Annotated in this window: 17 protein-coding genes and 3 pseudogenes; 15 read left to right on the top strand and 5 right to left on the bottom strand. The window is 63.0% G+C overall.

Annotation, left to right across the window (positions count from 1 at the left end):
* Positions 1-184: 184 nt before the first annotated feature.
* Together B2696_RS08565 and B2696_RS08560 are read left to right on the top strand one after the other, a co-directional pair.
* Positions 185-889, top strand: a complete 705-nt coding sequence (locus B2696_RS08565; RefSeq protein ID WP_075730527.1) for a response regulator transcription factor — start codon at positions 185-187, stop codon at positions 887-889.
* A 65-nt stretch (positions 890-954) separates the two neighbouring features.
* On the top strand, positions 955-2,418 hold the full coding sequence (locus B2696_RS08560) for a sensor histidine kinase (RefSeq protein ID WP_376778876.1): 1,464 nt from the start codon (positions 955-957) through the stop codon (positions 2,416-2,418).
* Here the strand turns inward: B2696_RS08560 and B2696_RS08555 are convergent.
* Complete coding sequence (locus B2696_RS08555; RefSeq protein ID WP_276621769.1) at positions 2,415-2,843, bottom strand: HIT family protein; 429 nt, start codon at positions 2,841-2,843, stop codon at positions 2,415-2,417. The genes B2696_RS08560 and B2696_RS08555 overlap by 4 nt on opposite strands.
* 34 nt (positions 2,844-2,877) lie before the next feature.
* Between B2696_RS08555 and purD the strand changes: the two genes are divergently transcribed.
* The 5 genes from purD to B2696_RS08530 all read left to right on the top strand — a co-directional run bounded on the left by purD (position 2,878) and on the right by B2696_RS08530 (position 9,508).
* The gene (gene purD / locus B2696_RS08550) at positions 2,878-4,164 is read left to right on the top strand and encodes a phosphoribosylamine--glycine ligase (protein ID WP_286954997.1); all 1,287 of its coding nucleotides are present in this window, start codon (positions 2,878-2,880) and stop codon (positions 4,162-4,164) included.
* A gap of 52 nt (positions 4,165-4,216) precedes the next feature.
* Complete coding sequence (purB, locus tag B2696_RS08545) at positions 4,217-5,656, top strand: adenylosuccinate lyase (RefSeq protein ID WP_174775532.1); 1,440 nt, start codon at positions 4,217-4,219, stop codon at positions 5,654-5,656.
* Positions 5,657-5,684: 28 nt separating this feature from the next.
* The gene (locus B2696_RS08540; protein WP_075730522.1) at positions 5,685-6,569 is read left to right on the top strand and encodes a phosphoribosylaminoimidazolesuccinocarboxamide synthase; all 885 of its coding nucleotides are present in this window, start codon (positions 5,685-5,687) and stop codon (positions 6,567-6,569) included.
* 57 nt (positions 6,570-6,626) lie between these two features.
* On the top strand, positions 6,627-8,741 hold the full coding sequence (locus B2696_RS08535) for a S9 family peptidase (RefSeq protein ID WP_075730521.1): 2,115 nt from the start codon (positions 6,627-6,629) through the stop codon (positions 8,739-8,741).
* Positions 8,742-8,821: 80 nt separating this feature from the next.
* Positions 8,822-9,508: a DUF2334 domain-containing protein gene (locus B2696_RS08530; protein ID WP_276621764.1), complete on the top strand. Its 687-nt coding sequence runs from the start codon at positions 8,822-8,824 to the stop codon at positions 9,506-9,508.
* Between the two features lie 46 nt (positions 9,509-9,554).
* Here B2696_RS08530 and B2696_RS08525 read toward each other — a convergent pair whose 3' ends face one another.
* Complete coding sequence (locus tag B2696_RS08525) at positions 9,555-12,260, bottom strand: ExeM/NucH family extracellular endonuclease (protein WP_286954996.1); 2,706 nt, start codon at positions 12,258-12,260, stop codon at positions 9,555-9,557.
* A 338-nt stretch (positions 12,261-12,598) separates the two neighbouring features.
* On the opposite strand from B2696_RS08525, the gene purS reads away from it, so the two are divergent.
* The 6 genes and pseudogenes from purS (at position 12,599) to trhA (ending at position 17,626) form a co-directional block, all read left to right on the top strand.
* Entirely contained in the window at positions 12,599-12,844 is a 246-nt protein-coding gene (gene purS / locus B2696_RS08520; protein ID WP_075730518.1) for a phosphoribosylformylglycinamidine synthase subunit PurS, read from the top strand.
* Positions 12,845-13,427, top strand: a pseudogene (locus tag B2696_RS08515) (phosphoribosylformylglycinamidine synthase subunit PurQ).
* Between the two features lie 30 nt (positions 13,428-13,457).
* On the top strand, positions 13,458-15,731 hold the full coding sequence (gene purL / locus B2696_RS08510; RefSeq protein WP_286954995.1) for a phosphoribosylformylglycinamidine synthase subunit PurL: 2,274 nt from the start codon (positions 13,458-13,460) through the stop codon (positions 15,729-15,731).
* Positions 15,732-15,921: 190 nt separating this feature from the next.
* Positions 15,922-16,209 (top strand): annotated as a pseudogene (locus B2696_RS11595) (MerR family transcriptional regulator); the annotation flags it as partial.
* Between the two features lie 24 nt (positions 16,210-16,233).
* Entirely contained in the window at positions 16,234-16,701 is a 468-nt protein-coding gene (locus tag B2696_RS11590; RefSeq protein ID WP_301526160.1) for a GyrI-like domain-containing protein, read from the top strand.
* A gap of 190 nt (positions 16,702-16,891) precedes the next feature.
* Positions 16,892-17,626, top strand: coding sequence for a PAQR family membrane homeostasis protein TrhA (trhA, locus tag B2696_RS08500; RefSeq protein ID WP_075730514.1), 735 nt, complete (start codon positions 16,892-16,894; stop codon positions 17,624-17,626).
* Here the strand turns inward: trhA and B2696_RS08495 are convergent.
* Positions 17,623-19,734 (bottom strand): acyl-CoA dehydrogenase family protein, encoded by a 2,112-nt coding sequence (locus tag B2696_RS08495; RefSeq protein ID WP_286954993.1) that lies wholly within the window; start codon positions 19,732-19,734, stop codon positions 17,623-17,625. The two genes, trhA and B2696_RS08495, sit on opposite strands and share 4 nt — an antisense overlap.
* Before the next feature lie 29 nt (positions 19,735-19,763).
* Positions 19,764-21,089 carry an acetyl-CoA C-acetyltransferase gene (locus B2696_RS08490; protein WP_286954992.1) on the bottom strand — a complete coding sequence of 442 codons (1,326 nt, stop codon included), beginning with the start codon at positions 21,087-21,089 and terminating at the stop codon, positions 19,764-19,766.
* A 117-nt stretch (positions 21,090-21,206) separates the two neighbouring features.
* Between B2696_RS08490 and B2696_RS08485 the strand changes: the two genes are divergently transcribed.
* On the top strand, positions 21,207-22,529 hold the full coding sequence (locus B2696_RS08485) for a 3-oxoacyl-ACP reductase (protein WP_075730511.1): 1,323 nt from the start codon (positions 21,207-21,209) through the stop codon (positions 22,527-22,529).
* Between the two features lies 1 nt (position 22,530).
* The gene (locus B2696_RS08480) at positions 22,531-23,460 is read left to right on the top strand and encodes a MaoC family dehydratase (RefSeq protein WP_286954991.1); all 930 of its coding nucleotides are present in this window, start codon (positions 22,531-22,533) and stop codon (positions 23,458-23,460) included.
* Between the two features lie 86 nt (positions 23,461-23,546).
* On the opposite strand, the pseudogene B2696_RS08475 reads toward B2696_RS08480, so the two are convergent.
* Positions 23,547-23,664 (bottom strand): annotated as a pseudogene (locus tag B2696_RS08475) (HNH endonuclease); the annotation flags it as partial.

Below are 23,664 nucleotides of genomic sequence, written 5' to 3'. Positions count from 1 at the left end.
CTCACAGCAAACGCTCAGAGAGCCTACAGTGGACTAGGAAACCTAGGTGGAATGATGCGATCTTGATGGCCAAGAATCGCGCCGCTGATACTGCAGGTGGTGCGAGGGCGAGTTTAGGAATTAAGTGACTTAAAAAGGTACTGAGAAGTACTGCGGAGTACCGAGTGAGTAAGGAGCACGAAACATGGAAGACAACAAAGGTGTGAAGGTACTCGTCGTTGATGACGAGCCCAATATCGTGGAGCTACTGACCGTTTCCCTGCGTTTCCAGGGATTCGAGGTCTTTAGCGCCAATTCCGGCAACGAGGCCATGCGGGTGGCCCGCGAGGTCAACCCGGATGCCTACATCATGGACGTGATGATGCCGGGAATGGACGGCTTCGAGCTTTTGGGCAAGCTGCGCGCGGAAGGCCTCGATGGCCCCGTGCTTTATCTCACGGCGAAGGATAGCGTGGACCAGCGTATTCATGGACTCACCATCGGTGCGGATGATTACGTGACCAAGCCCTTTAGTCTCGAGGAGGTCATCACCCGCCTGCGCGTGATTCTGCGCCGCGGCGCCGTGACCGATGAGGATCAGGCCGATGCCACCATTTCCTATGCCGACCTCACGCTCAATGATGACACCCACGAGGTGACTAAGGCCGGAGAGATCATCGATCTTTCGCCCACCGAGTTCAACCTCTTGCGCTACCTCATGCAGAACAAAGAGGTGGTGCTGTCCAAATCGAAGATCCTCGATAACGTCTGGCACTATGACTTCGGCGGCGACGGCAATGTGGTGGAATCCTACATCTCCTACCTGCGCCGAAAGATCGACACCGGCGATACTCCGCTCATCCACACCGTCCGTGGCGTGGGCTACGTGCTGCGCACCCCGCGCTCCTAGGGCGTTTGTTAAAGATCGCCTTTTTGAGATTGCTTGTATGAGATAGACGTCAGAGTGTTTATTTAATGACCTACAGGACCGAACCTAACCCCGCCGCGCTCACTGACAACGGTGGCACTGACAGCGGTGGCGCGGAAGCGTGGAAGCGGCGCATGCAGCGGCCCAAGCCCAAGGCCATGCCCTTGCGCACCTGGCTCGTGGTGCTGCTGGTGGTTGTCTCCGGACTGGGTTTGGCCGTGTCCTCCCTGGCCGTATCCTCCATCATGCGGGACGTGTTGTATTCGCGCGTGGATGATGAACTGCAAGATGCCACCCAGACCTGGGCACGGGAGGTCAGCAGTGACTCCTTCCAAGGGGACTATTCCAAGCGCCCGCCCACCGAATACATGGTGATGTTTTATACCCCTGATGGCAGTCTGCACTACACGGGCCCTTCGACCTCGACGCCTGATGCCAGCAACCTCTACATCGGAGCTGGCCCCACCACCGTCGGCTCCTTGGAAAATGACCGCCAGTGGCGCGCGGTGGCCACCGAGGAAAACGGGGTCATCACCGTCGTGGCCAAAGACCTGACCACGGAGAACGCCATTTTGAAGGGCTTGGCCGTAGTCCAAGTGCTCATTGTGGCTTTGGTCTTGGCCGTCATCGCAGCAGCGGGCTACTGGTTCATACGCAGGGCGCTTCGGCCCTTGCGGGTAGTAGAGAAGACCGCCTCTGACATCGCCGCGGGCGACCTAGATAAGCGCGTTCCTGAGTGGCCGCTGCACACCGAGGTGGGCCAGCTCTCGGCCGCGCTCAACGTCATGCTCGGGCAGCTGCAGCAATCAGTCATCAGCGCCCAAGACAAAGAGGAGCAGATGCGCCGCTTCGTCGGGGATGCCTCCCATGAGCTGCGCACCCCGCTGACCAGCCTGCACGGCTACACCGAGCTCTATCGTTCGGGGGCAACCTCGGATGTGGACATGGTCTTTTCCAAGATTGATTCCGAGTCCAAACGGATGTCTCTGCTGGTGGAGGACCTTCTGGCGCTGACTCGTGCGGAGGGCTCGCGCCTGGATAAGCGCCGGGTGGATATGCTGGAGCTCTCGCTCTCCGCTGGGTCTTCTGCCCGCGCGGCCTTTCCTAATCGCGAGATTACCGTGGTCAATGACACCCAATCCATTCCCGTGGTCGAAGGGGATCCGGACCGGCTGCATCAGATTCTGCTTAACCTCATCACCAACGGCTTGCGCCATGGTGGTCCGCAGGCCAAGGTCACCTTGCGGCTGCGCAAGGAGGGCGGCGATGTGCTTATCGATGTCCGCGATGACGGCAAGGGCATGAGCGCCCAAGACGCCGCCCACATCTTCGAGCGCTTCTATCGCGCCGATAGCTCGCGGACCCGCGATACCGGCGGATCTGGGCTGGGACTGGCCATTGTCAAGTCCCTGGTGGAGCAGCACGGCGGAAGTATTTCCGTCACCTCAAAGCCGGGGGAGGGCTCTACCTTCACGGTGCGGCTGCCTGCGCTGGAATCCGAATCCGATTAGGCCTCGCGGAAGCCGTCCTCATCGGTGCCGAGGTGCTGGCGAATGCGCGCAGCGGCCTCGTCCATGGCGGCTGGATCCGTGGAGTCCGCAGCGAAAGCCTTGGAGAGGTCATACTCCGTCATGGACTCGGCGGGGAAGAGGTGGATGTGGGTGTGGGGGACATCGAAGCCGGCGATCATGTAACCGGTGCGCGGGGTGCTAAAGGCATCCTTCAAAGCAACGCCGATTTCCAGTGCCACCTTGTTGAGGTGCGCCCACGTTGTTGGATCCAGGTCGGTCCACTTATCCACCTCAGCTATGGGTACGAGCAAGGTATGCCCGTAGCGCACGGGTTCAATGGATAAGAATGCCACGCAGGTATCGTCGCGGTAGACAAAACGGCCGGGCAATTCGCCGTTAATAATCTTGGTAAATACAGAAGCCATGTTCCTTAGGCTACCGCCAGTTAAGATAGTGGGCATGCGCATTCTCGTTATTGGCTCGGGCGGCCGTGAACACGCCCTGCTCAAAGGCCTAAAAGCTGACCCTTCGACCACTGAATTGCACGTTGCGCCGGGCTCGCCGGCCTTCGCCTCTCTCGCGCAGGTTCACCCTGAATACTCCCGCGTGGAGGATCCTGCGCAGATGCTCGAACTGGCGCAGAAGATTGACGCCGAACTCGTCGTCGTTGGCCCGGAGGTCCCCCTGGTCGCCGGCGTGACGGACGTGTTGCGCGCGCACGGCATCGCCGTATTCGGCCCCACCAAGGCTGCCGCGCAGCTGGAGGGTTCCAAGGCCTTTGCCAAGGACGTCATGGCCGCAGCCGGTGTGCGCACCGCGCGTGCCGAGCAGCTCGTGCCTGGATGCAGCGAGGCTGACATCGAAGAGTGCCTGGATAACTTCGGCCCGCACTACGTGGTCAAGGATGATGGCCTGGCGGGTGGCAAGGGCGTCGTCGTCACGCGCGATCGCATCGCGGCTCGCGCCCACGTGGACGAGGTACTTATTGCCGGGAATCCGGTGCTGCTGGAGTCTTTCCTTGATGGTCCTGAGGTATCGCTATTTTGCCTCGTGGACGGCGAGACCGTGGTACCTCTGCTACCAGCCCAGGACCACAAGCGGGCCTACGACAACGATGAAGGCCCCAATACCGGCGGCATGGGCGCCTATACGCCGCTGCCGTGGCTGCCGGAGGGCGGCGTGCAACGCATCGTCGATGAGGTGTGCACGCCCGTCGCCGCTGAGATGGTCAAGCGCGGGCAGCCCTATACCGGGCTGCTTTATGCTGGCCTGGCCTGGGGCAAGGAGGGCATCGCCGTCGTCGAGTTCAATTGCCGCTTCGGTGATCCAGAAACCCAGGCGGTGCTCAGCCTCCTTAAGTCCCCGTTGGCACAGGCACTTTATGCCACCTCCACGGGAGCGCTGGCACAGCTGCCGCCGCTGCGCTGGGAGCAAGGCTATGCGGTGACCGTGGTGCTCGCCGCGGCGGGCTACCCGCAGTCCCCGCGCAAGGGGGATGCCATCACCGGTGAGGGGCTCGATGATCCCGAGCGAATCCTGCACGCCGGGACCACCATCGCCGATGGACAGGTGCTCTCTGCCGGTGGCCGCGTGCTCAACGCGCTGGGCAAGGGGGCCACGCTGGAAGAGGCCCGCGCGGCCGCCTATAAGGTGCTTGACGGTATCACCATGGAGGGTGGATTCTACCGCCACGATATCGGCCTTGCGGCGCAGGAAGGGCGCATTAGCGTGCCGGAGGCCCGCTAGCGAATAAGCGGCTTAGCCGTTAATACCTACCGTGGGGCGAGGACGTGGAATAATAGCCGTCGTGGCTGAAAAGAAGAAGATTTCCAACGTCCTGTCCTCTCGTTATGCTTCCGCCGAGCTCTCCAATATCTGGAGCCCGGAGCATAAAATCATTCTCGAGCGCCAACTGTGGATCGCGGTCATGTGCGCACAGCGTGACCTCGGCGTCGACATTCCCGCGGCGGCCATCAAGGCATACGAAGCCGTGGTGGATCAGGTCGATCTAGATTCCATCGCCGCCCGCGAGCGCGTGACCCGGCACGATGTTAAGGCCCGCATTGAGGAGTTCAATGCGCTGGCTGGTTACGAGCACATTCACAAGGGCATGACTTCGCGCGATCTTACGGAGAACGTGGAGCAGTTGCAGATCCACAGCTCCCTGCGCCTGCTGCGGGACAAGGCCATTGCGGTGGTCAGCCACATTGGCAGGCACGCCGCGAACTACCAAACTCTCGTCATGGCTGGACGCTCCCACAACGTGGCTGCGCAGGCCACCACCCTGGGCAAGCGCTTCGCTAGCGCCGGCGATGAGATGCTGCTTGCCATCGAGCGGGTCGAAGACCTGCTGGGGCGCTACCCGCTGCGCGGCATCAAGGGCCCCATGGGCACTTCCCAGGACATGCTGGATCTCATGGGCGGATCTGAGGACAAGCTGGCTTCCTTGGAAACCGCCATCGCCGATCACTTGGGCTTCCACCGCATCTTCAACTCGGTGGGGCAGATTTACCCGCGCTCCCTCGACTTCGACGCAGTCTCCGCGCTCGTGCAGCTGGGAACGGCTCCTTCCTCCCTGGCCACCACCATCCGCTTGATGGCCGGCAATGAGACCGTCACGGAGGGCTTCAAAGAGGGCCAGGTTGGCTCCTCTGCCATGCCGCACAAGATGAATGCGCGCTCTTGCGAGCGCGTCGGCGGCCTCCAGGTCATCCTGCGCGGCTACCTCACCATGATCGCCGATCTCGCCGGCCAGCAGTGGAATGAGGGTGACGTATTCTGCTCCGTGGTTCGCCGCGTGGCGCTGCCGGATGCCTTCTTCGCCCTCGACGGACAGTTTGAAACTTTCCTCACCGTCCTGGAAGAGTTCGGTGCCTTCCCCGCCATGATTGACCGCGAACTCGAACGCTACCTGCCTTTCTTGGCCACCACCCGCATCCTCATGGCCGCCATCCGCGCAGGTGTTGGGCGCGAGACCGCGCACGAAGTCATCAAGGAAAATGCGGTGGCCGTGGCGCTGAACATGCGCGAGAACGGCGGCGGGCAAGACCTCATCGAGCGCCTCGCTAAAGATGAGCGCCTGCCGCTGTCCGCGCAGGATCTCAAAGATGCGCTTGCTGATAAGCACGCCTTCATCGGCGCAGCCGAGTCCCAGGTAAACCAGGTGCTCAACCGCATTCGCATCCTGGCAGCGGAGCACCCGAAGGCCGCCGCTTATACCCCGGGCGAGATCCTCTAAGCCCCAGCGCTGGGATAGGATAAGCACCATGCGCCCGTTGCTTTCATCCTATAAATTACTCGCCGCCGGAAAAGTCCGAGACATCTACGAGGTGGACGCTGACACCTTGTTGATGGTGGTCTCGGACCGTATTTCCGCCTATGACCACTCCCTTGAACCCGCCATCCCGGACAAGGGGAGGGTCCTTACGGCTATGTCAGCCTACTTCTTTGACGCCATCGACTTTCCCAACCACCTGGCAGGCCCGCTCGATGATGAGCGTATCCCCGCCGAGGTGCTGGGCCGCGCGATGGTCGTGCACAAGCTGGAGATGCTGCCCTTCGAGTGCGTCGCCCGCGGCTACCTCACCGGCTCGGGGCTCAAGGAGTACCAGGCCAGCGGCACAGTGTGTGGAGTGGAGCTGCCAGCGGGCCTGAAAGAGGCATCGCGCCTGCCTGAGCCGATCTTCAGCCCGGCCACCAAGGCCGAGCAGGGCGAGCACGATGAGAACGTCTCCTTCGAGGTCGTTGCGGCCAAGCTGGGAAGCGAGCGCGCGGAGGAGCTGCGCGCGGCCACCCTGCGCATCTACGCCACCGCCGCGAAGCTGGCGGAGGACAAGGGCATCATCTTGGCCGATACCAAGTTCGAGTTCGGTCTCGATGCGGGCGGCACCCTCATCCTCGCCGATGAGGTGCTGACTCCGGATTCCTCGCGCTACTGGCCGGCTGATTCCTACGTTGAGGGAGAGGTGCAGCCCTCCTTTGATAAGCAATACGTCCGCGATTGGCTTACCTCGCCTGCCTCCGGCTGGGACAAGGAATCCGATAGCACGCCCCCGCACCTGCCGGAAGACGTTGTTGCCGCCACCCGCCTGCGCTATATCGAGGCCTACCAGCGGATTTCCGGAAAGTCCTTCGCTGACTTCCTGGGCTAGCCGGCGCGTTTTACCTCGGCGCTGCAGGGGAGAAGGGCACGCGTAGAATGTGTCGTCATGACTACCCAACCCCCAGTAGCGCCTAAGCACCCCACCACCCGCCAGTTTCATGGCCGGACCTTTGTGGATAACTATGAGTGGCTGCGTGATAAGAAGTCACCCGAGACGCTGGCCTACCTCAACGCCGAGAATGACTACACAGCCGCGAAGACTGCTCACCTAGAGCAGATGACTGAGAACATCTTCCAGGAGATCAAATCGCGCGTGAAGGAGACGGACATGTCCGTGCCCACCCGCCGCGGTGGCTATTGGTATTACGGGCGCTCCGAGGAGGGCAAGAACTACGGCTATTCCTGTCGTATCCCCGTGGCGGAGGGCTCTGATCCCTGGGCAGCTCCCACCATCCCGGAGGAGGGCTCTCCCGCCGGCGAACAGATCATCCTCGATGCCAATGCGCTGGCGGAGGGCCACGAGTTCTTCTCCATCGGTGCGGCATCGGTCTCTGATTCAGGCCGCTACCTGGCCTATTCCGTGGACTATGCTGGCGATGAGCGCTTTAGCCTTTCCATCCGGGACCTGGAGACTGGCCAGCTGCTCGAGGATCGCCTCGAGGGCATCTTCTACGGAGCAACCTGGGTGGGGGATTCCTTCATCTTCTATTCCACCGTCGATGATGCGTGGCGCCCCGATACCGTGTGGCGCCACAAGGTAGGAACCCCGCAGTCCGCGGATGTCGCTGTATTCCGTGAGGAGGATCAGCACTTCAACGTCAGTATCGGGGGCTCGCGCAGCGATAAGTACCTCTTCATTGGCGTCGGTTCCAAGATCACCTCGGAGATGTGGGTGCTGGAACAAGACAACCCCGAGGGCGAGTTCCGCAGCCTGTGGGAGCGAAAAACCGGTGTTGAATATGACGTCGACCATGCGGTGGTAGCCGGCAGGGACTATTGGGTTGTCACCCACAACGCCACGGGGCCGAACTTCGAGGTGGGGTATACGGGCGTCGACAAGCAGGCTCCACTGACACAGCTGGAGGTGCTCCTGCCACATCGCGATAACGTGCGCGTGGAGGGCGTGGATACCTACCGCGACCAGATCGTGGCCAGCTATCGCCGCGATGGAATCGGGCGCGCGGCCGTGATGCGTTTGGGTGATGCGGGATTTGGCGAGTTCAGTGAGCTGACCTTCAACGAGGAACTCTACAGCGTGGCCGTGGGCGGCAACCCGGAATGGGATGCGCCGGTGCTGCGAGTTAGCTATGTCTCCTATATTCAGCCCGCGCAGCTCTTTGACTACCGCGTAGATACTGGCGCCTACACGCTGCTCAAGGAGCAGGAGGTGCCCGGCGGCTATGACAAGGAGGAGTACGTGGCCTACCGCCTGTGGGCCACTGCAGCAGACGGTACCGAGATCCCCATCTCCGTAGTACACCGCGCCGACCTTGACCGCACGCGCCCCCAGCCGCTGCTGCTCTACGGCTACGGCTCCTATGAAAGCAGCATGGACCCCGGCTTTTCCGTGACGCGTCTGTCCCTCATGGACCGCGGGATGATCTACGCGGTGGCGCACGTGCGTGGCGGTGGGGAGATGGGCCGCAAGTGGTACGACGAGGGCAAACTCCTGCAAAAGAAGAACACCTTCACCGACTTCATCGCCGTGGCCGATGAGCTCATTGCCTCCGGGGTGAGCACGCCTGAGCACATGGTGGCCGAGGGCGGTTCTGCTGGTGGCATGCTCATGGGCGCGGTGGCCAATATGGCACCGGACCGTTTCCGTGCCATCCAGGCGGTGGTGCCCTTCGTGGACCCGCTGACCTCTATCCTCATGCCGGAGCTGCCGCTGACGGTTACCGAGTGGGAGGAATGGGGCGATCCTTATCACGATTCGCAGGTCTATGACTACATGGAGTCCTATTCGCCCTATGAGAACGTGGAGGCCAAGGACTACCCGGACATCCTGGCGATAACCTCCTTGAATGACACCCGCGTGCTCTACGTGGAGCCGGCCAAGTGGATAGCCAAGCTGCGCGCCACCGCCACCGGGGGAGAGTTCCTGCTCAAGACCGAGATGGTCGCCGGCCACGGCGGAGTATCTGGGCGCTATGACAAGTGGCGTCAGGGCGCCTTCGAATATGCCTGGACCATCAACAAGGCAACCTCGCTCGAACGCTAGGGATTAGAGCGGGCTCTTAGTGGGGCCCGGATCCCTCGCTCGCCGCGCGCGGGCCGGGCTGCTGTGGGATACTGCAGACTATGCATGGCCAACTTCTGGTTTCAATTTCCAGCATTTTTGCAGATACAAGGGGGCCGGCGGCTAACCTTTTGCGCTCGCTCGATGGGGAAGGCATTCCGGTGTCTTTGCTTATCGCACCGCACATCGACGGACACTGGCATCTGGCCAAAGATGCCTCCACCCGGGACTGGCTCAAAGACGAGGAGGCAGCCGGGCGCGTTCTCATACTCAACGGCTTTGACCGTGCGGTCCAGGGGCGCCGGGCAGAGTTTGCCAATCTCGATTCACACGAGGCGCGCCTGCGTTTGCGCGGCGCCACCCGCCAGATGGCGCAGATCGGTTTCAACCCGCGCATCTTTGCCCCGCCGCGCTGGCGCATGTCCCCGGGCACGCTGGAGGTCCTCCCGGAGTTCGACTTTGACCTCGCGGCTTCTACTCGCGGCATCCACGAGCTGGCCACGGATACGCTCCACCAGGCGCGCAACCTCTCCTTCGGTGAGGGCTTCGGCGCTGCCAAATGGTGGCGCCGCAACATCATTCACGCGGCGGAGCGCTCAGCAGCGCGGGGCAATACCGTGCGCCTTTCGGTCTCCGGGCGCAACCTGGACGATAAGAAAGTGGCGCATGATTTCTGCAAGGCCGTCGAGCGCGCCGCTAGCGCCGGGGCGGTCCCGGCTGACTACGGCGTGTATCTCAACCACGGCTAGGCGCGCCCTCCCTCACCCACGGTGGCACGGAGGGGGAGAGAAGTGCCTAGAGTCCCAGGAAAGCGCGCAGGGGCTTGGGCAGGGCTTCGACAAGCGCGGGTGGCAAGGTTGCGCGCAGGCTGCCCAGGATGACGGCAATGCCGGGGATGGCTACGAGCGCGGCCACCAGTGCGGCCACGAGCGGTGCGGAGGTGGCGCTAGAGCCGGAGCTCAGCGAGATGTCCTCGTCATTATCTTCCGGCGGGTTGACCGCGGAAGATCCCTCCAGGTTGAATCCCACCTTGACCGGGTCATGGTCGGAGGAGCGGAAGGGGGAGGCGTCGAGGAGGTCCACGGCGTTGTAATTGCGGCGCGAGTACTCGAAGGCCAGGGGCTCATCGGCGTTGATGTTCCACACCTGGGCGTCGCGCAGCTTGGCGCTGGCGGTGTCGTTGGCCAGGACATGGTCGAGGGAACCCAGCAGCCCATCGAATTGATAGGAAGCATCGGCATCGTATTTCTCCGCGGGCACGGTGTAGCCGTTGCTGCGGAATAGTGAGAGGGCATCCTCGCGGGAGTAGGTGTTGAGGTCCCCCATGACGAAGATGGCCTTGTCCTTCCAATCCTCCTGCTTGTATAGGTGATCCAGCACGGCCTGGGCCTGCGCGTTGCGGAGGTTGGCGTTGTTGCCCTGGCCGTCGCCATGGTCGGCGTCGCCATTTGCTACCGAACCCTTGGACTTAAAGTGGTTGGCTACGGCGACGAAAGTCTCGGTGACCTTGTCATCGGTGGCGGCGAATTCCTGGGCAAGAGGCTCGCGGGCGGTGCCGCTAAAGCGCGTGTCGTCGAAGATGCGGGATGGCCCCACCGGCTTCACGCGGTCTAACTTGTAAATGAAGGCGGTGCGGATGACGTCGGGGTTCGCGGGAACCTCCTCGGGCGAGCGGACATAGTCCCAGTTCCCGCCGTTTTTATTGAGCTCCGCGGTCAGGTGGGCCACGGCCTGGTCGCGCTTGGCGATGTCCCCCGTAACCGCGTATCCATCCTCGATCTCCGACAGCGCCACGACGTCGGCGTCGAGGCCGTTGATGGCGGCCACGATTTTGGTCTGCTGGTCGTTGAAGGCGGATTCGGTGTAGGCGCCGCGGGTCTTGCCGCTCTTGACGGTGACCGGATTGCCGTCTTTGTCGGTGAAGGGAGTCGCGCCCACATCCTTGCCCAAGGTGGTGAAGTAGTTGAGGACGTTGAAGGCGGCGACGGTGTAGTCACCTTCCACATCCAGCGCGTTTAGCTCGTCGGCGCGGGAGTCCTCCCAGGAGATGGGGAGATCGGCGGCGCTATTAGCACCCGTGAGCGGGGCGGTGGGCTGGAAGCGCCAGGCCTCGTGCGAGTAGTCCAAGATAACCGGGTGCTGGAAGTGGACAACGTCCGTGGTGCGCAGGGACGTGATGGTGCTCCCGCCGTCCTGGGTGATATACGGCAGCGCGGTGTTCTGATCGCCGTCGAGGTAGTTGCGGGTGCGGCCGTCATCCAACGTAATGAGGCGGGCTGCGTTCTCCGCCGCCAGCTGCTGCAGTGGGGAGTTGGGATCGGTGGAAGGCAAGTGGACGTCGGAAGGCTGGCGCAGGGCCTGCGTGCCGGGGGCGAGCCCCACGGTGCCGAACTTGTTGAGCTCGTAGTTATTGGTCACGGTGTGCGCGCCGGGTTTGATGAGCATGTGCTCGAGAGGCTCGCGGGCCTCGTCGCCGGCGGGGAGCTCCGGGAGGGACAAGGCGGTGACAGGCGGCAGTGCCTCCTCGAGATGGTCGGCAGAGCTGGCGGTAATCTGGGTGGAATCGAAGTACTCGGAGACCTTTCCTGTGACCTCGACGGAGTCCCCGATAGTCGGATACGCGGCGGTGGGCGAGCTGCCCATGTATACAAAAATTGCGGGGGAGGCCTCGGGCACGGAGTCCCCGGTGCCGCCGGTCTGCATGCTAAAGCCATTGCGGCCGCCCTCGGACCATACGCCGGTGACAACGCCGGTGGTGGTCACCGTCTGATCCTGGAGCGGGGAGTGCGCGCCGCTTCCCTGGATGGCGGAGATCTCGGTGATGGTGCCAGGCTCTGCGGGGTTCTCGGGATCCGTGGGGTTAGTCGGATCGGTAGGCTCACCGGGCTCGGTGGGTTCTGTGTTTCCAACACCGCTGGACTGCGGGGTGGGGGCGCCAGTGCTGAAGTCGGCGGAGTTATCGTCCGTGTCGGTGCCAGCAGCATCACGCGCGACGGAGAATTTATTGCTGGCAGCGGGTGCGGGAGAACCCTCGAAGACGCTGGCGCCGCCGTAACCCACGGTGTCGATGACTTCCGCGCCCTTGCTTAAGCGGACGGAGCCTTGCTTGGCACCCATGGCCAGCTCGGTCGTTGCATCGGGGGAGGATAGGGCGAGGCCAGAGTTGGTGCCCGCTTTGGCCTGGATGAGGTAGTGGCCGCCTGCGGGAATGCTGCCGGACAGCGGGGCGGTGCCGCCGGTGTTGCCGTTAGCGGCGAGGTAGGCCACGGAGTAGCCCTCGAGAGAGATCTCTTGAGCGGTGGGGTTGAAAAGCTCGATGAAGTCGTGGATATAGGGGGCGCCACCGTTGCCACCGCCGCCATAGACCTCGGAGATGACAACGGCGGAGCCGTCGGGGGCGGCGTGGGCTGGTACAGCAACGGTGGCCGCGATGGTGGCCACAAGGGTGGTCGAGGCGACCAAGGACGCGATGGCGCGGGCGCCGAATGCGCGAGAATACATGGAAGAACCTTCGTGTAGAGAGAGAAAAGCGATGGGCATTTCCGTTTATATTGCACGTGCTAAACGCATGTGTGGCGGGGGCAACCATGCACCTGCGACTTCATGTTTAGGCAGCTGAGAGTTCATTTATAGGCCTGTGGAGTTCAAGCGGAGTTCACCTCTTTGGCCGTGGGTTTGGCGCCGGGTTTGGCGCCGTGGGTATGGGAGCGTGGCCCAGGCGGGTGGAAACGGAAACATATGGGGGTGATCTCAACCGCTCGGGCGGGTAGGAACCAGCGGGTCCAGCGGGTTAAACTATGCTTCGCAGACCAAGCCCCACACAGTAAAGGCAAAATTTCATGGCTCGTGTTGTTGTCAATGTCATGCCCAAGGCTGAAATCCTGGATCCGCAGGGACAAGCCGTCGTTCGCGCCCTCGGTCGCATCGGAGTCAGCGGGATAAGTGATGTCCGCCAAGGAAAGCGCTTCGAGCTGGAGATCGATGATTCCGCCGTCTCCGCCGCAGACCTAGAGAAGGTAGCAGCCACCTTGCTGGCCAATACCGTCATCGAGGATTACGAGGTCGTCGGTCTGGAGGTCCAGTAAGTGACCGCCAAGATCGGAGTTATTACTTTCCCCGGCACGCTCGATGATGTCGATGCCTCCCGTGCCGTGCGCACCGCCGGGGCCGAGGCCATAAGCCTCTGGCACGCCGACGCCGACCTCCATGGCGTCGATGCCGTGGTCGTCCCCGGCGGCTTTTCTTATGGTGACTACCTTCGCTCCGGGGCTATCTCGGCGCTGGCGCCCGTCATGCAATCCGTCATTGAAAAGGCACGCGGTGGCATGCCCGTGCTCGGCATTTGCAATGGTTTTCAGATCCTNNTGGACCACCGAGTTTGAGCAGGGGCAGAAGATCCTCATCCCCTCCAAGCACGGAGAGGGCCGCTTCCAGGCCGATAGCGAAACCCTGCGCGCGCTGGAGGAAGAAGGCCGCGTTGTCTTCCGTTACACCGATAACTACAACGGCTCCCTCAACGCCATCGCCGGTATCACCAACGAGACTGGGCGCGTCGTCGGCTTGATGCCGCACCCTGAGCACGCTATCGACACCCTCACCGGGCCCTCCCTTGATGGCCTGGGCCTGTTCGTATCCGCCATCAAAGCCGTCGCGAACGCCGCCGCATAAGCCACCGCGAAAGCTATAAGGAGAGCGAAAATGACCGTTCACAACGACACCGTCGATCAGGCTTTAACTACCCCTGGCCAGTCCCAGCCCTATCGCGAGCTCGGGCTCAAGGATGACGAGTACCAGCGCATCCGCGATATCTTGGGCCGCCGCCCCACTGACGCGGAGCTGACCATGTACTCGGTCATGTGGTCCGAGCACTGTTCCTATAAGTCCTCCAAGGTTCACCTGCGCTACTTCGGCGAGACCATGACCGAGCAGATGGGTTCCAAGATCCTCGCCGGCATCGGTGAGAACGCCGGCGTCGTCGATATCGGCGATGGCAATGCGGTGACCTTCCGCGTGGAATCCCACAACCACCCCTCCTACGTCGAGCCCCACCAGGGCGCAGCTACCGGCGTCGGCGGCATCGTCCGCGACATCATGGCCATGGGCGCGCGTCCCATCGCCGTCATGGATCAGCTGCGCTTCGGTCCCGCCGATGCCCCGGATACCAAGCGCGTCCTGCCCGGCGTGGTCAGCGGTATCTCGCACTACGGCAACTGCCTGGGCCTGCCCAACATCGGTGGCGAGACCGTCTTTGATGAGTCCTATGCCGGAAACCCGCTGGTCAACGCCCTGTGTGTGGGCACGCTCAAGGTCGAGGACCTCAAGCTGGCCTTTGCCTCCGGCACCGGCAACAAGGTGATCCTCTTTGGTTCGCGCACCGGCCTCGATGGCATCGGCGGCGTCTCCGTGCTGGCCTCGGACACCTTCGAGGATGGCGCCGAGCGCAAGCTTCCTGCCGTGCAGGTGGGAGACCCCTTCGCAGAGAAGGTCCTCATCGAGTGCTGCCTCGACCTCTACAAGGCCGGCGTCGTCGTCGGCATCCAGGACTTGGGTGGCGCGGGCCTGGCCTGCGCCACCTCCGAGCTGGCTGCCTCCGGTGACGGCGGAATGGAAGTCAACCTCGACGAGGTTCCCCTGCGCGCTGAGCACATGACCGCCGCGGAGATCCTCGCCTCCGAGTCCCAGGAGCGCATGTGTGCGGTCGTGGCCCCGGAGAATGTGGAGAAGTTCAAGGAAATCTGCGCCCACTGGGACGTCACCTGCGCCGAAATCGGCGAGGTCACCACCGGGAAGCACCTCATCATTCGCCACCACGGCGAGGTCGTCGTCGACGCCCCCGCGCACACCATCGCCAACGAGGGCCCCGTCTACGATCGTCCCTTTGCCCGCCCCGACTGGCAGGATGATCTCCAGGTCTACCGCGGCATCGAGAACGCTGACCTGGGAGAGGCTCTGCTCCAGCTCGTTTCCTCCCCGGCGCTGTGTTCGCGTGATTTCATCACGGACCAATATGATCGCTACGTCCGCGGCAACACCGTCCAAGCTCAGCATGCCGATTCGGGCGTCCTGCGCATCGACGAGGAGACTGGCCGCGGCGTGGCTGTCTCGGCGGATGCCTCGGGCCGCTACACCAAGCTGGATCCGAACATGGGCGCCCGCCTGGCTCTGGCTGAGGCTTATCGCAACGTGGTTGTCACCGGCGCGCGTCCGGTGGCCGTCACAAACTGCCTCAACTATGGTTCCCCGGAGAACCCCGATGTCATGTGGCAGTTCCGCGAGTCCGTCCACGGGCTTGCCGACGGCGCTGTGGAACTGAGCATCCCCGTCTCCGGCGGCAACGTTTCCTTCTACAACCAAACCGGCGATGAGCCGATCCTGCCCACCCCGGTCGTCGGCGTGCTCGGCGTCATCGAGGATGTGCACCAGGCCATTGGCCACCGCCTCGGCACCGTCTCCGAGCCCGAGGTCATCGTGGCCTTGGGTGAGACCAAGGACGAGTTCGGTGGTTCCATCTGGCAGCAGATCTCCGGCGCCGGCCTCAACGGCCTGCCGCCTCAGGTGGATCTGGCCAACGAGCAGGCACTGGCTGATTTCTTCATCGGCAACACCTCGCTGACCGCGGCGCATGACGTCTCCGAGGGTGGCATCGCCGTCGCTGCCTTCGAGATGGCCAACCATGCGGGTACCGGCCTGAATCTCGACCTGTCGAAGATTCACTCCGATCCTTTCGTGGCCGCTTTCTCCGAGTCGGCATCCCGCGTCCTCGTGGCCACCACCGCCGATCGCGTGGACTCCGTTCTCCAGCGCGCCGGCGAGCTCGGCATTCCCGCCGCCGTCGTGGGCGAGACCAATGACTCCGGTGAGTTCACCTTCGGCGATGCCAGCCTGCCGCTCGCACAGCTGCATGAGGCCTGGGCCGCGACCTTGCCAGGCCTCTTTGGCCACGCGGTGGGGGCAAACTCCGTCGTCGAATAAGCGCCTCTAGCGCCTTTAAGCTCACACAGCCTTAGCCTCTGGGGTTCAACCCCGGATGCTAAGGCTGTTGGCGTCTTCACGTGATTGTCGGCACATCTATTTGCTTCTCACACAGTGTCAGGAAGTTGACTTAAGGACATGGATCATCACCACGAACTCCTGCCGATAGGCCTGTTTTTCCCAGCTTGCAGGAATTAGCGTGCGCATGCTGCGTTACTACCAAGGTCACGGACTCATTGAGCCGGATTATGTCAATGAAAGCAGCGGGCGGCGCTTCTACCGCGCTGAACAAGTGAAAGAAGCCGCCCTGGTCATGAGGCTGAGGGCCGCTGGTTTTTCCGTGCGCTCAATCGCGCAGGTCCTCCCTGTTGTCGATGATCCTGCCCATACTGCCGTTGTGCTCGCCAGGCACCATGCGGATCTGGCGGCTAAAAGCGCGGCAGTACACCAAGAACTCGCCAACCTGGATCGGTTGCGAGCTTATTTGAAAGGACACCCTGAGATGAGCGAAGTGAAGATCGAGACCCTGCCTTCCTTGAAACTGGCCACCGTGCGGAGAGTTATAGACTCCTATGATGCGGAAGGCGAGCTGTGGAATGAGCTTATGGATTTACTGCGGCACAGTGATGCAGTGCTTCCCGCCAGCGGCCTTTCCGGCGCAACTTTCCACGACTCCGACTATCGCGATAGTGGTGTGGATATAGAGGTTTGGGTAGAGGTAACCGAAAGTTTTGAACCCCCGCAGGGGCTTGGATTCAGTGAACAGCCCGAATGCGAGATTGTTTCAGCCACTTTGCGCGGGGACTACTCCCAGGTGCCGGCAGTCACTCAAGAAATCGGTAAGTTTATCGCGGAAAGGAACGTGGAAACCGGTCCGATGTTCAACATCTATCATGTCGGACCTGCTCAGAACCCTGACCCAACTTCCTGGGTGACCCAATTGTGCTTCCCGCTGCGTGCGAGCCAGTAGCCGGGTGCATTCTGCGACGCTCTAAACCGCTACGTGCAGCTCGAAGTTCTCGGTCTGGAGTTTTGGCTCCAAAACTAGATCTGGCATCTGCACGGGCGTGAACCTATACTACGGAGGAGTAAGTACTGAGAAGGACTTTGAGTGGGTCGCGGTGGTGAATCTACGCAAAGTCCGGGGTTGAGGTTAGGGCATGAAGAAGGCAAACCAGCAGGCACACGCTTTGGGTGTGCCCACGGAGCCGCTGGTAAAACGCACGTATTGGGTCGCGGACCGTGGGCCACGCCCGCTCATTCGCGGCTGGGCGCACCTTGTGGCGGCGCTGCTGTCCGTCGTGGCCTCGACGGTGCTCATCACCTATTCCTGGATGACTCTGTCTTGGGGCCCGGCCCTCGGCGTCACTGTCTACGGGGTGGGCATCGTCTCCCTCTTTGGGGTTTCGGCTCTCTATCATCGAGGGCCGTGGACCACCGCGCGCGCAGTGCAGTGGTGGCGCCGCGCGGATCACGCCACCATCGCCGTCTTTATCGCAGCGACCTACACGCCGCTGTGCCTCATCGCGCTTTCCCCGAGCCAAGCAGCCTGGATGCTGGGCATAGCCTGGGCGGGTGCGACTCTCGGCGTGGTCTTAAACCTCGTCTGGATAACTCACCCGCGCTGGCTGGATGTGGTGGTGTACCTCTCCTTGGGATGGCTGGTGCTCCCGCTTATTCCTACGCTGTGGGCCACGGCTGGCCCCACGGTGGTGTGGCTGCTCTTCGCCGGCGGGATTGTCTATTCCCTGGGCGCTTTGGTCTATGGCTTCAAATGGCCCGGTCGCAATGCCCGCTGGTATGGCTATCACGAGCACTTCCACACCGCCACGATCGCCGCTGCTGCGGTGCATATCGTGGCGGTGTGGATGGTGGTTGTCTCCGCGGGGAACTAGCGCAGCAGCGGGTCTACCCCTGCGCCCTTGAGCATGGGCACGTCATGGACCTCGGCGGGCAGCCCGAAGCCCTCAACCAGGACCTCCGCCCACGGGCCCAGGGAATCCACCAGATCGTTGATGGCGGCGCGTGCGGCCTTGATCCTGCCGGAAGGCAGCTCCCGGTGCTCCTGATACCAGCCCGCGTGTTGGACTATGGTGTCGAAGGCGAAGAGGTGGCGCAGCTGCTCAAAGACCTGCCGGGCTTGTGAGCCTTCCTCGAGCTTTTCTTCCGCCTCCACCATGGCCTGGATGAGCAGTGCATCGACGCGCGCCCAGCCGGCAGCGATGAGGTGGTCCTGGCACTGGTCCACGATGGCGGCCGCTTGTACCCGGTCTGCTTTCCGCGCCGGCTGGATGCGGCGCACGAGGGCGAAGAGGACCGATTGTGCGCGGTCGTCGATAAGCTTGGCCTGGTAGGAAGGGTTAAACAGCGAGGCCGCCTCCGTTTCGCTAACGAGATCGCGCAGGCGCTGCAGGCGGGTGGTGAAGCCGGCTCGGCGCCGGACCACATCGCTGGCGGTGGTTGCCGCATACTTGACCGTCTCCCAGGGAGAGAGCTCATTCATCTCGCGGCCATAGGCGGTGAGCAGGTTCTTGCCCACCATCTGAATGAGGACGGTGTTATCGCCCTCGAAGGTGGAAAAGACATCCGAGTCCGCGCGGTAGGTGGTCAAGCGGTTCTCTGATATGTACCCGGCCCCGCCACAAGCCTCGCGGCATTCCTGAATCGTAGAGGTGGCGTGCGCAGTCTGTGCGGTCTTGATAGCCGCGGCGAGGGATTCCATCTCCCTGGAGGCAAACTTCTGTGCCTCGGTGGGCTCTGCCACCGACCACTTGCCGGCCTCCTGCTCGTCGTTGATTTCCTGGTAGCGTGCGAGAATCTGCACGTAGAGCAGGTGCAGCGCATAGGTGCGGGCGAGCGGAATGAGCAGGCGCCTGCGGTGCTGGCGGTGCTCAATGAGGCGCTTTTCGGCTCCTGTTGCTCCCTCGAACTGGCGGCGCCGAGTGGCATAGCGTACCGCGATGTCGAGAGCGGCCTGGGTGGCCCCGCCCGCGGCGCCGGCCACGCCGATGCGCCCGCGGATAAGCGTCCCCAGCATGGTGAAGAAGCGGGCATTCTGGTTGGAGATGGGCGAGTGATAGCGCCCATCCGCATCGACGTCGGCAAAGCGGTTGAGCAGGTTTACGCGGGGAACGCGCACCTTGTCAAAGCGCAGGGTGCCATTATCGACGCCGAGCAGGCCGCCCTTGTGCCCGTGATCCCCGGCGCTCACCCCTGGCAGCAGCGATCCATCGGCGTCACGCAGGGGAACGATAAGCGCGTGGACGCCGTTGGAACGGCCATCGCTCTCCGGGGTAATGAGCTGGGCAAAGACCACTGCGGCGCGACCATCAACGGCGGCATTGCCGATGTAGTTCTTCACGGCCGAATCCCGCGGGGTGTGGATGATGAACTCTTGAGTCTGCGGGTCATAGGTGGCGGTGGTCTCGAGGTTTTGCACGTCTGAACCGTGGCCGCACTCCGTCATGGCGAAGCAGCCGGGCAGCTCCAGGGAGGCTGCCTTCTCCACCCACTCGCGGTGGCGTTCGGTGCCGAGCTGATCTAGTGCTCCGCCCCATAGCCCCCATTGGACGCCGGCCTTGATGGCCAGGGAGCCGTTGCCCCAGGCCAGGGACTCGAGGGTGAAGGTGGCCAGGATGGGCTGCCCCTCGCCGCCGTTCTCGCGGCGCATGCCGCGCTGGAAACCGCCTTGCTCGCAGACCTTGGACAGGTTGTCGAAGGTGTGTTGGCGCTGCTGCGCGGTCGATAGCTCAGGGCGCGGGTAGAGCTGCGGATCTGCCATGAACCCGCGCAGGGAGTTGCGGTAGTCGCCATACCCACCGTCGAGAAGCGCCTGCAGCTCGCGCGCCACGGAGTGATCCGGGGTGATGGGCAGGCGTTGGGGACTGCCTACTTCGGCCTTGGGCGTGGAGGCATCCGGCGGGCCGGCGCCGGAATCGGGCCGCGCGGTGGCCTTCTTGGTAGGGGCCGGGTTCTTTGAGGTAGGGGATGTGGTCAAAGCCATGATCTTCTCCTTATATATTGTTTGGATGTTTAAAGCTCGAGGATGGCGGTGATTCCTTGCCCTCCTGCCGCGCAGATGGAGATGAGCGTTCGTCCGCCGCAGTTCTCGGCGAGGTTCTTTGCTGCGGTGGCCAAGATGCGGGTGCCGGTGGCGGCGAAGGGGTGGCCGGCGGCGAGGGAGGAACCCTTGACGTTGAGCTTGGAGCGGTCGATGGGGCCTAGGGCCGCGTCGAGACCGAGGCGTTCGCGGCAGTATTCGGTGTCTTCCCAGGCTGCCAGGGTGGCCAGCACCTGCGAGGCAAAGGCCTCGTGGATCTCGTAGAAGTCGAAGTCCTGTAGGCGCAGATTGTTGCGGTGAAGCAGGCGCGGCACGGCATAGGTGGGGGCCATGAGGAGTCCATCGGGCCCGTGCACGAAGTCGACGGCGGCGGTCTCAGAATCAACCAGGTAGGCCAGTGGTTCTAGGCCGTGGCGGCTGGCAAAGTCCTCGTTACCGAGCAGCGCCACGGAGGCCCCATCCGTCAGTGCGGTGGAGTTGCCGGCGGTCATTGTCGCCTCCGTGCCGTGGGCCTGGGCGTCCTGCCTGCCAAAGACGGGCTTGAGCGAACTGAGTTTCTCCATCGACGTATCCGCCCGCAAGGTGGTATCGCGCCTAACTCCGAGGTAGCCGGTGGTCAGATCGTCGAAGAAGCCGGCGTCCCACGCGGCGGCGAGCTTGCGGTGTGATTCCAGGGCAAGTTCGTCTTGAGCCTCGCGCGAGATATGCATCTCCCGGGCGGTGATGGCCGCGTGCTCACCCATGGACAATCCTGTACGCGGCTCCGCGTTGCGCGGCTGTTCCGGCGCCAACTGCTGCGGGCGCAGCGAGCCGAGCAGGCGCAGGCGCTTGCCCATGCTGCGGGCGGAAGCGAATCTTAAGAGCGTGCGGCGCAGGTCATCGTTGAGGGCTAAGGGGGCGTCGGATGTCGTGTCAGTACCACCGGCCACGCCGCCCGAGATGCGCCCGGCGGAGATGGCATCGGCCACGATGACGGAGGCGGCCAGGGAGGTGCCGCAGGCCTGCTGCACGTCTAGAGCCGGGGTGGTGGGGGCTAGGGCGGAGCCGAGTACGGTCTCCCGGGTGAGGTTGAAGTCGCGGGAATGCTTGATAACGGCGCCGCCAGCCATGAGGCCGAGTTCCTCGCCTTGCAGGCCGAAGCGGGCGACGAGGCCGTCGAGGGCTGCGGTGAAGAGGTCTTGGTTGGAGGCGCGGGCGTATTCGCGGTTCGAGCGGGCGAAGGGGATTCGGTTGCCGCCGAGAATGGCGACGCGGTTGGCGCTTCCTGCACGGGCGCTGCTGGTTCTGGTGTTATTCATACAAACTCCTCGGTTCTTGGTTAGCCAGCGAGTATTGTTCGTCACATTCAACGTGTTATTGTTAGTTCTATCACCTAAATGATATGAGCTGCAACCTACCTCCGAAGGGAGAAGAGTATGTCGAAGACGTCAATCATCGAGAAAATCATCAACTCGCCCGTCGCCGGAAAGGCGGGCGTTCCCCAAGGTTATCCACTCCGGCGCTGGAAGGCGGGCGAGCCCGCACTCGACGGCGGGGTGATGCTCGGCGGCGAGGGCCGCATCGCAGATTTCCTGGGGCGGGCGCTGGCCGGGGACTACGACATCCTTGCCCCCGGTGACCGCGCTGCCCTGCTTTTCGATGCCACCTCGTTAACCACCCCAGACCGCTTGCGCGAACTCTATGACTTCTTCCATCCCCACATGCGTTCCCTGCGGCCCAATGCCCGCATCGTTGTTGTAGGCACCACTCCGGAGTCGCTGCACGATACCCAGGCGCGGATCACTGCCCGCGCCCTGGAAGGATTCGTGCGCTCGCTGGCCAAAGAGCTGCGCAAGGGCGCGACCGCGAACCTCGTCTGGGTGGACCCCGACGCGGTAGGTGAGGTCGAGGCCACGGTACGCTTCTTCCTCTCGGCTAAGTCCGCCTTCGTCGACGGCCAAGTAGTGCGCGTGTCCGCGCGCCCGACGGACGGCGCCACATCCCCCACCGACTGGGCGCGCCCGGCTGCGGGAAGGCTAGCTGTAGTCACCGGCGCGGCCCGCGGCATCGGGGCCACCATTGCCGAGGTCCTCGCCCGCGATGGCGCGCAGGTCATCTGCGTGGACGTGCCCGCAGCAAGTGAGCACCTCAGCGCCACCGCGAACAGGGTAGGCGGAACCGCCCTTGCCCTCGATGTCACGGACCCTGCCGCAGCGCAGACTCTGGCGCGGCATGCTCGCGAGCGCTATTCACGCAACCTGGATGTCATCGTGCACAATGCCGGAATCACCCGCGATAAGCTCCTGGCCAACATGAAAGAGGAACAGTGGGAACAGGTGCTCGCGGTCAACCTCTTAGCGCCGGTGCGCATCACGGAGAGCCTCATTGACGCCGGTGCCTTGGCCGAAGGTGCTGCCGTCATCGGCGTATCCTCCATGGCGGGGATCTCCGGCAACCGGGGCCAGACCAACTACGCCACCACCAAGGCAGGAATCATCGGCCTCGTAGACGCGCTGTGCGCGCCGCTGGCGGACCTCGATTCCACCATCAACGCCGTCGCGCCGGGTTTCATCGAAACGGCCATGACGGATGCCATGCCCACCCTCCCGCGGGAGGTCGGCCGGCGTGTCAACTCACTGCAACAAGGTGGTCTGCCTGTCGATGTCGCTGAAACCGTCGCCTTCTTCGCCTCCCGTTCCGCGGCTGCCGTCACCGGCAATACCGTGCGGGTATGCGGACAAAATATCTTGGGGGCCTGAGATGGATTTCCAGACGCTTCCGGCCATTCCATCCCTCAGCAAGCTCTATCGGGGCCAGATGGCAGGTCTTATCCGCCCAGGAGGAAAGCCCCCGGTTTCATCTGCACCCGCCACTGGCTATCAGGTGGAGGATGTCTGCTTCGACGCAGAAAGCGTTGCTCGCTACTGCCACCTGATCGGCTTTCGCCTGCGCGATGCCGTGCCGGCGACCTACCCTTACCTTCTTTCTTTTCCCCTGGTCATGCAGGTGATGAGCGCAAAGGATTTCCCCTTCCGCGCCGTCGGCACGGTGCATATCTCTAATCTCATCGAGCAGCATCGAGCGCTGCGCATCGGCGATAACCTTGACATTCGGGTGCACGCGGACAACCTGCGGCCGCACCGCAAGGGCCTGGCGATAGACATGGTGACAAGCATCGACGTCGCTGGCTCGGAAGCCTGGCGTCAGACCTCGACCTTCCTAGGTGTGGGTGCTAGCTTTGCCGATTCCGCCCCCGCCGAGCTGCGCGACAGGCCGCAAGCTCAGCGCCTTTTGCCCAAAGCGCGCGAGGAAGCCTTGATGGAGATCCCTGTGGCGCTTCTGCGCTGGAGCTTTGAGCAAGTGCGCGAGTACGCGCAGGTCTCCGGAGACAAGAATCCCATTCACGTCTCGCGGGCGGGGGCTAAGGCCTTCGGCTTTCCGCGGCCTATCGCCCACGGTATGTACTCTCACGCGCGCATGCTCGCCTCCCTAGAGGGCCGCATCCCGCAGGAGATCCGCGTGCTGGCGGACTTCTATGCTCCGCTGACTGTGCCCGCCACCACCGCGCTGCTCAGTCGCGACGACGGCGCCGGGGCCTGGGACCTGTGGCTGCGCCCTGCCTCGGATCCTCAAAAGCTCCACGTCGCCGCTCGAGTGGAACCCATGGACTTACTCGGGCAAGGGAGATAGCGCGGACACAGAATCCGCCGCCGCGACAATGGTTCTTCTGGTTGTGGTTTTGGGGGTGCGGAAAGTCGCCGTTGGGCTTTGTGAGCCTAACGGCTGGTGTGTGGTGGCTGCCAGACTATTGTCCCGCCCTTACGGGCCAGGCGCCCGCGGCGTGGTGGCGCATTCGGATCATCCTCATTAACCCCGTCGTGGTAGTTACACAAG

The sequence above is a fragment of the Corynebacterium sp. UBA4397 genome (genome assembly GCF_002390965.1).
Classification (GTDB): Bacteria; Actinomycetota; Actinomycetes; order Mycobacteriales; family Mycobacteriaceae; genus Corynebacterium; species Corynebacterium flavescens.
The sequence above is the reverse complement of the archived record's forward strand: the minus strand, read 5'-3'. Positions and strand labels throughout refer to the sequence as shown.

What these genes read in the sequence shown, in the direction of transcription:
- B2696_RS08535 (WP_075730521.1), top strand. Translation starts at nt 6,627, where the DNA reads ATGACTACCCAACCCCCAGTAGCGCCTAAGCACCCCACCACCCGCCAG.
- B2696_RS08565 (WP_075730527.1), top strand. Translation starts at nt 185, where the DNA reads ATGGAAGACAACAAAGGTGTGAAGGTACTCGTCGTTGATGACGAGCCC.
- B2696_RS08560 (WP_376778876.1), top strand. Translation starts at nt 955, where the DNA reads ATGACCTACAGGACCGAACCTAACCCCGCCGCGCTCACTGACAACGGT.
- B2696_RS08525 (WP_286954996.1), bottom strand. Translation starts at nt 12,260, where the DNA reads ATGTATTCTCGCGCATTCGGCGCCCGCGCCATCGCGTCCTTGGTCGCC.
- B2696_RS08530 (WP_276621764.1), top strand. Translation starts at nt 8,822, where the DNA reads ATGCATGGCCAACTTCTGGTTTCAATTTCCAGCATTTTTGCAGATACA.
- purD (WP_286954997.1), top strand. Translation starts at nt 2,878, where the DNA reads ATGCGCATTCTCGTTATTGGCTCGGGCGGCCGTGAACACGCCCTGCTC.
- B2696_RS08485 (WP_075730511.1), top strand. Translation starts at nt 21,207, where the DNA reads ATGTCGAAGACGTCAATCATCGAGAAAATCATCAACTCGCCCGTCGCC.
- B2696_RS08495 (WP_286954993.1), bottom strand. Translation starts at nt 19,734, where the DNA reads ATGGCTTTGACCACATCCCCTACCTCAAAGAACCCGGCCCCTACCAAG.
- B2696_RS08480 (WP_286954991.1), top strand. Translation starts at nt 22,531, where the DNA reads ATGGATTTCCAGACGCTTCCGGCCATTCCATCCCTCAGCAAGCTCTAT.
- purL (WP_286954995.1), top strand. Translation starts at nt 13,458, where the DNA reads ATGACCGTTCACAACGACACCGTCGATCAGGCTTTAACTACCCCTGGC.
- B2696_RS08490 (WP_286954992.1), bottom strand. Translation starts at nt 21,089, where the DNA reads ATGAATAACACCAGAACCAGCAGCGCCCGTGCAGGAAGCGCCAACCGC.
- B2696_RS08540 (WP_075730522.1), top strand. Translation starts at nt 5,685, where the DNA reads ATGCGCCCGTTGCTTTCATCCTATAAATTACTCGCCGCCGGAAAAGTC.
- B2696_RS11590 (WP_301526160.1), top strand. Translation starts at nt 16,234, where the DNA reads ATGAGCGAAGTGAAGATCGAGACCCTGCCTTCCTTGAAACTGGCCACC.
- purS (WP_075730518.1), top strand. Translation starts at nt 12,599, where the DNA reads ATGGCTCGTGTTGTTGTCAATGTCATGCCCAAGGCTGAAATCCTGGAT.
- B2696_RS08555 (WP_276621769.1), bottom strand. Translation starts at nt 2,843, where the DNA reads ATGGCTTCTGTATTTACCAAGATTATTAACGGCGAATTGCCCGGCCGT.
- trhA (WP_075730514.1), top strand. Translation starts at nt 16,892, where the DNA reads ATGAAGAAGGCAAACCAGCAGGCACACGCTTTGGGTGTGCCCACGGAG.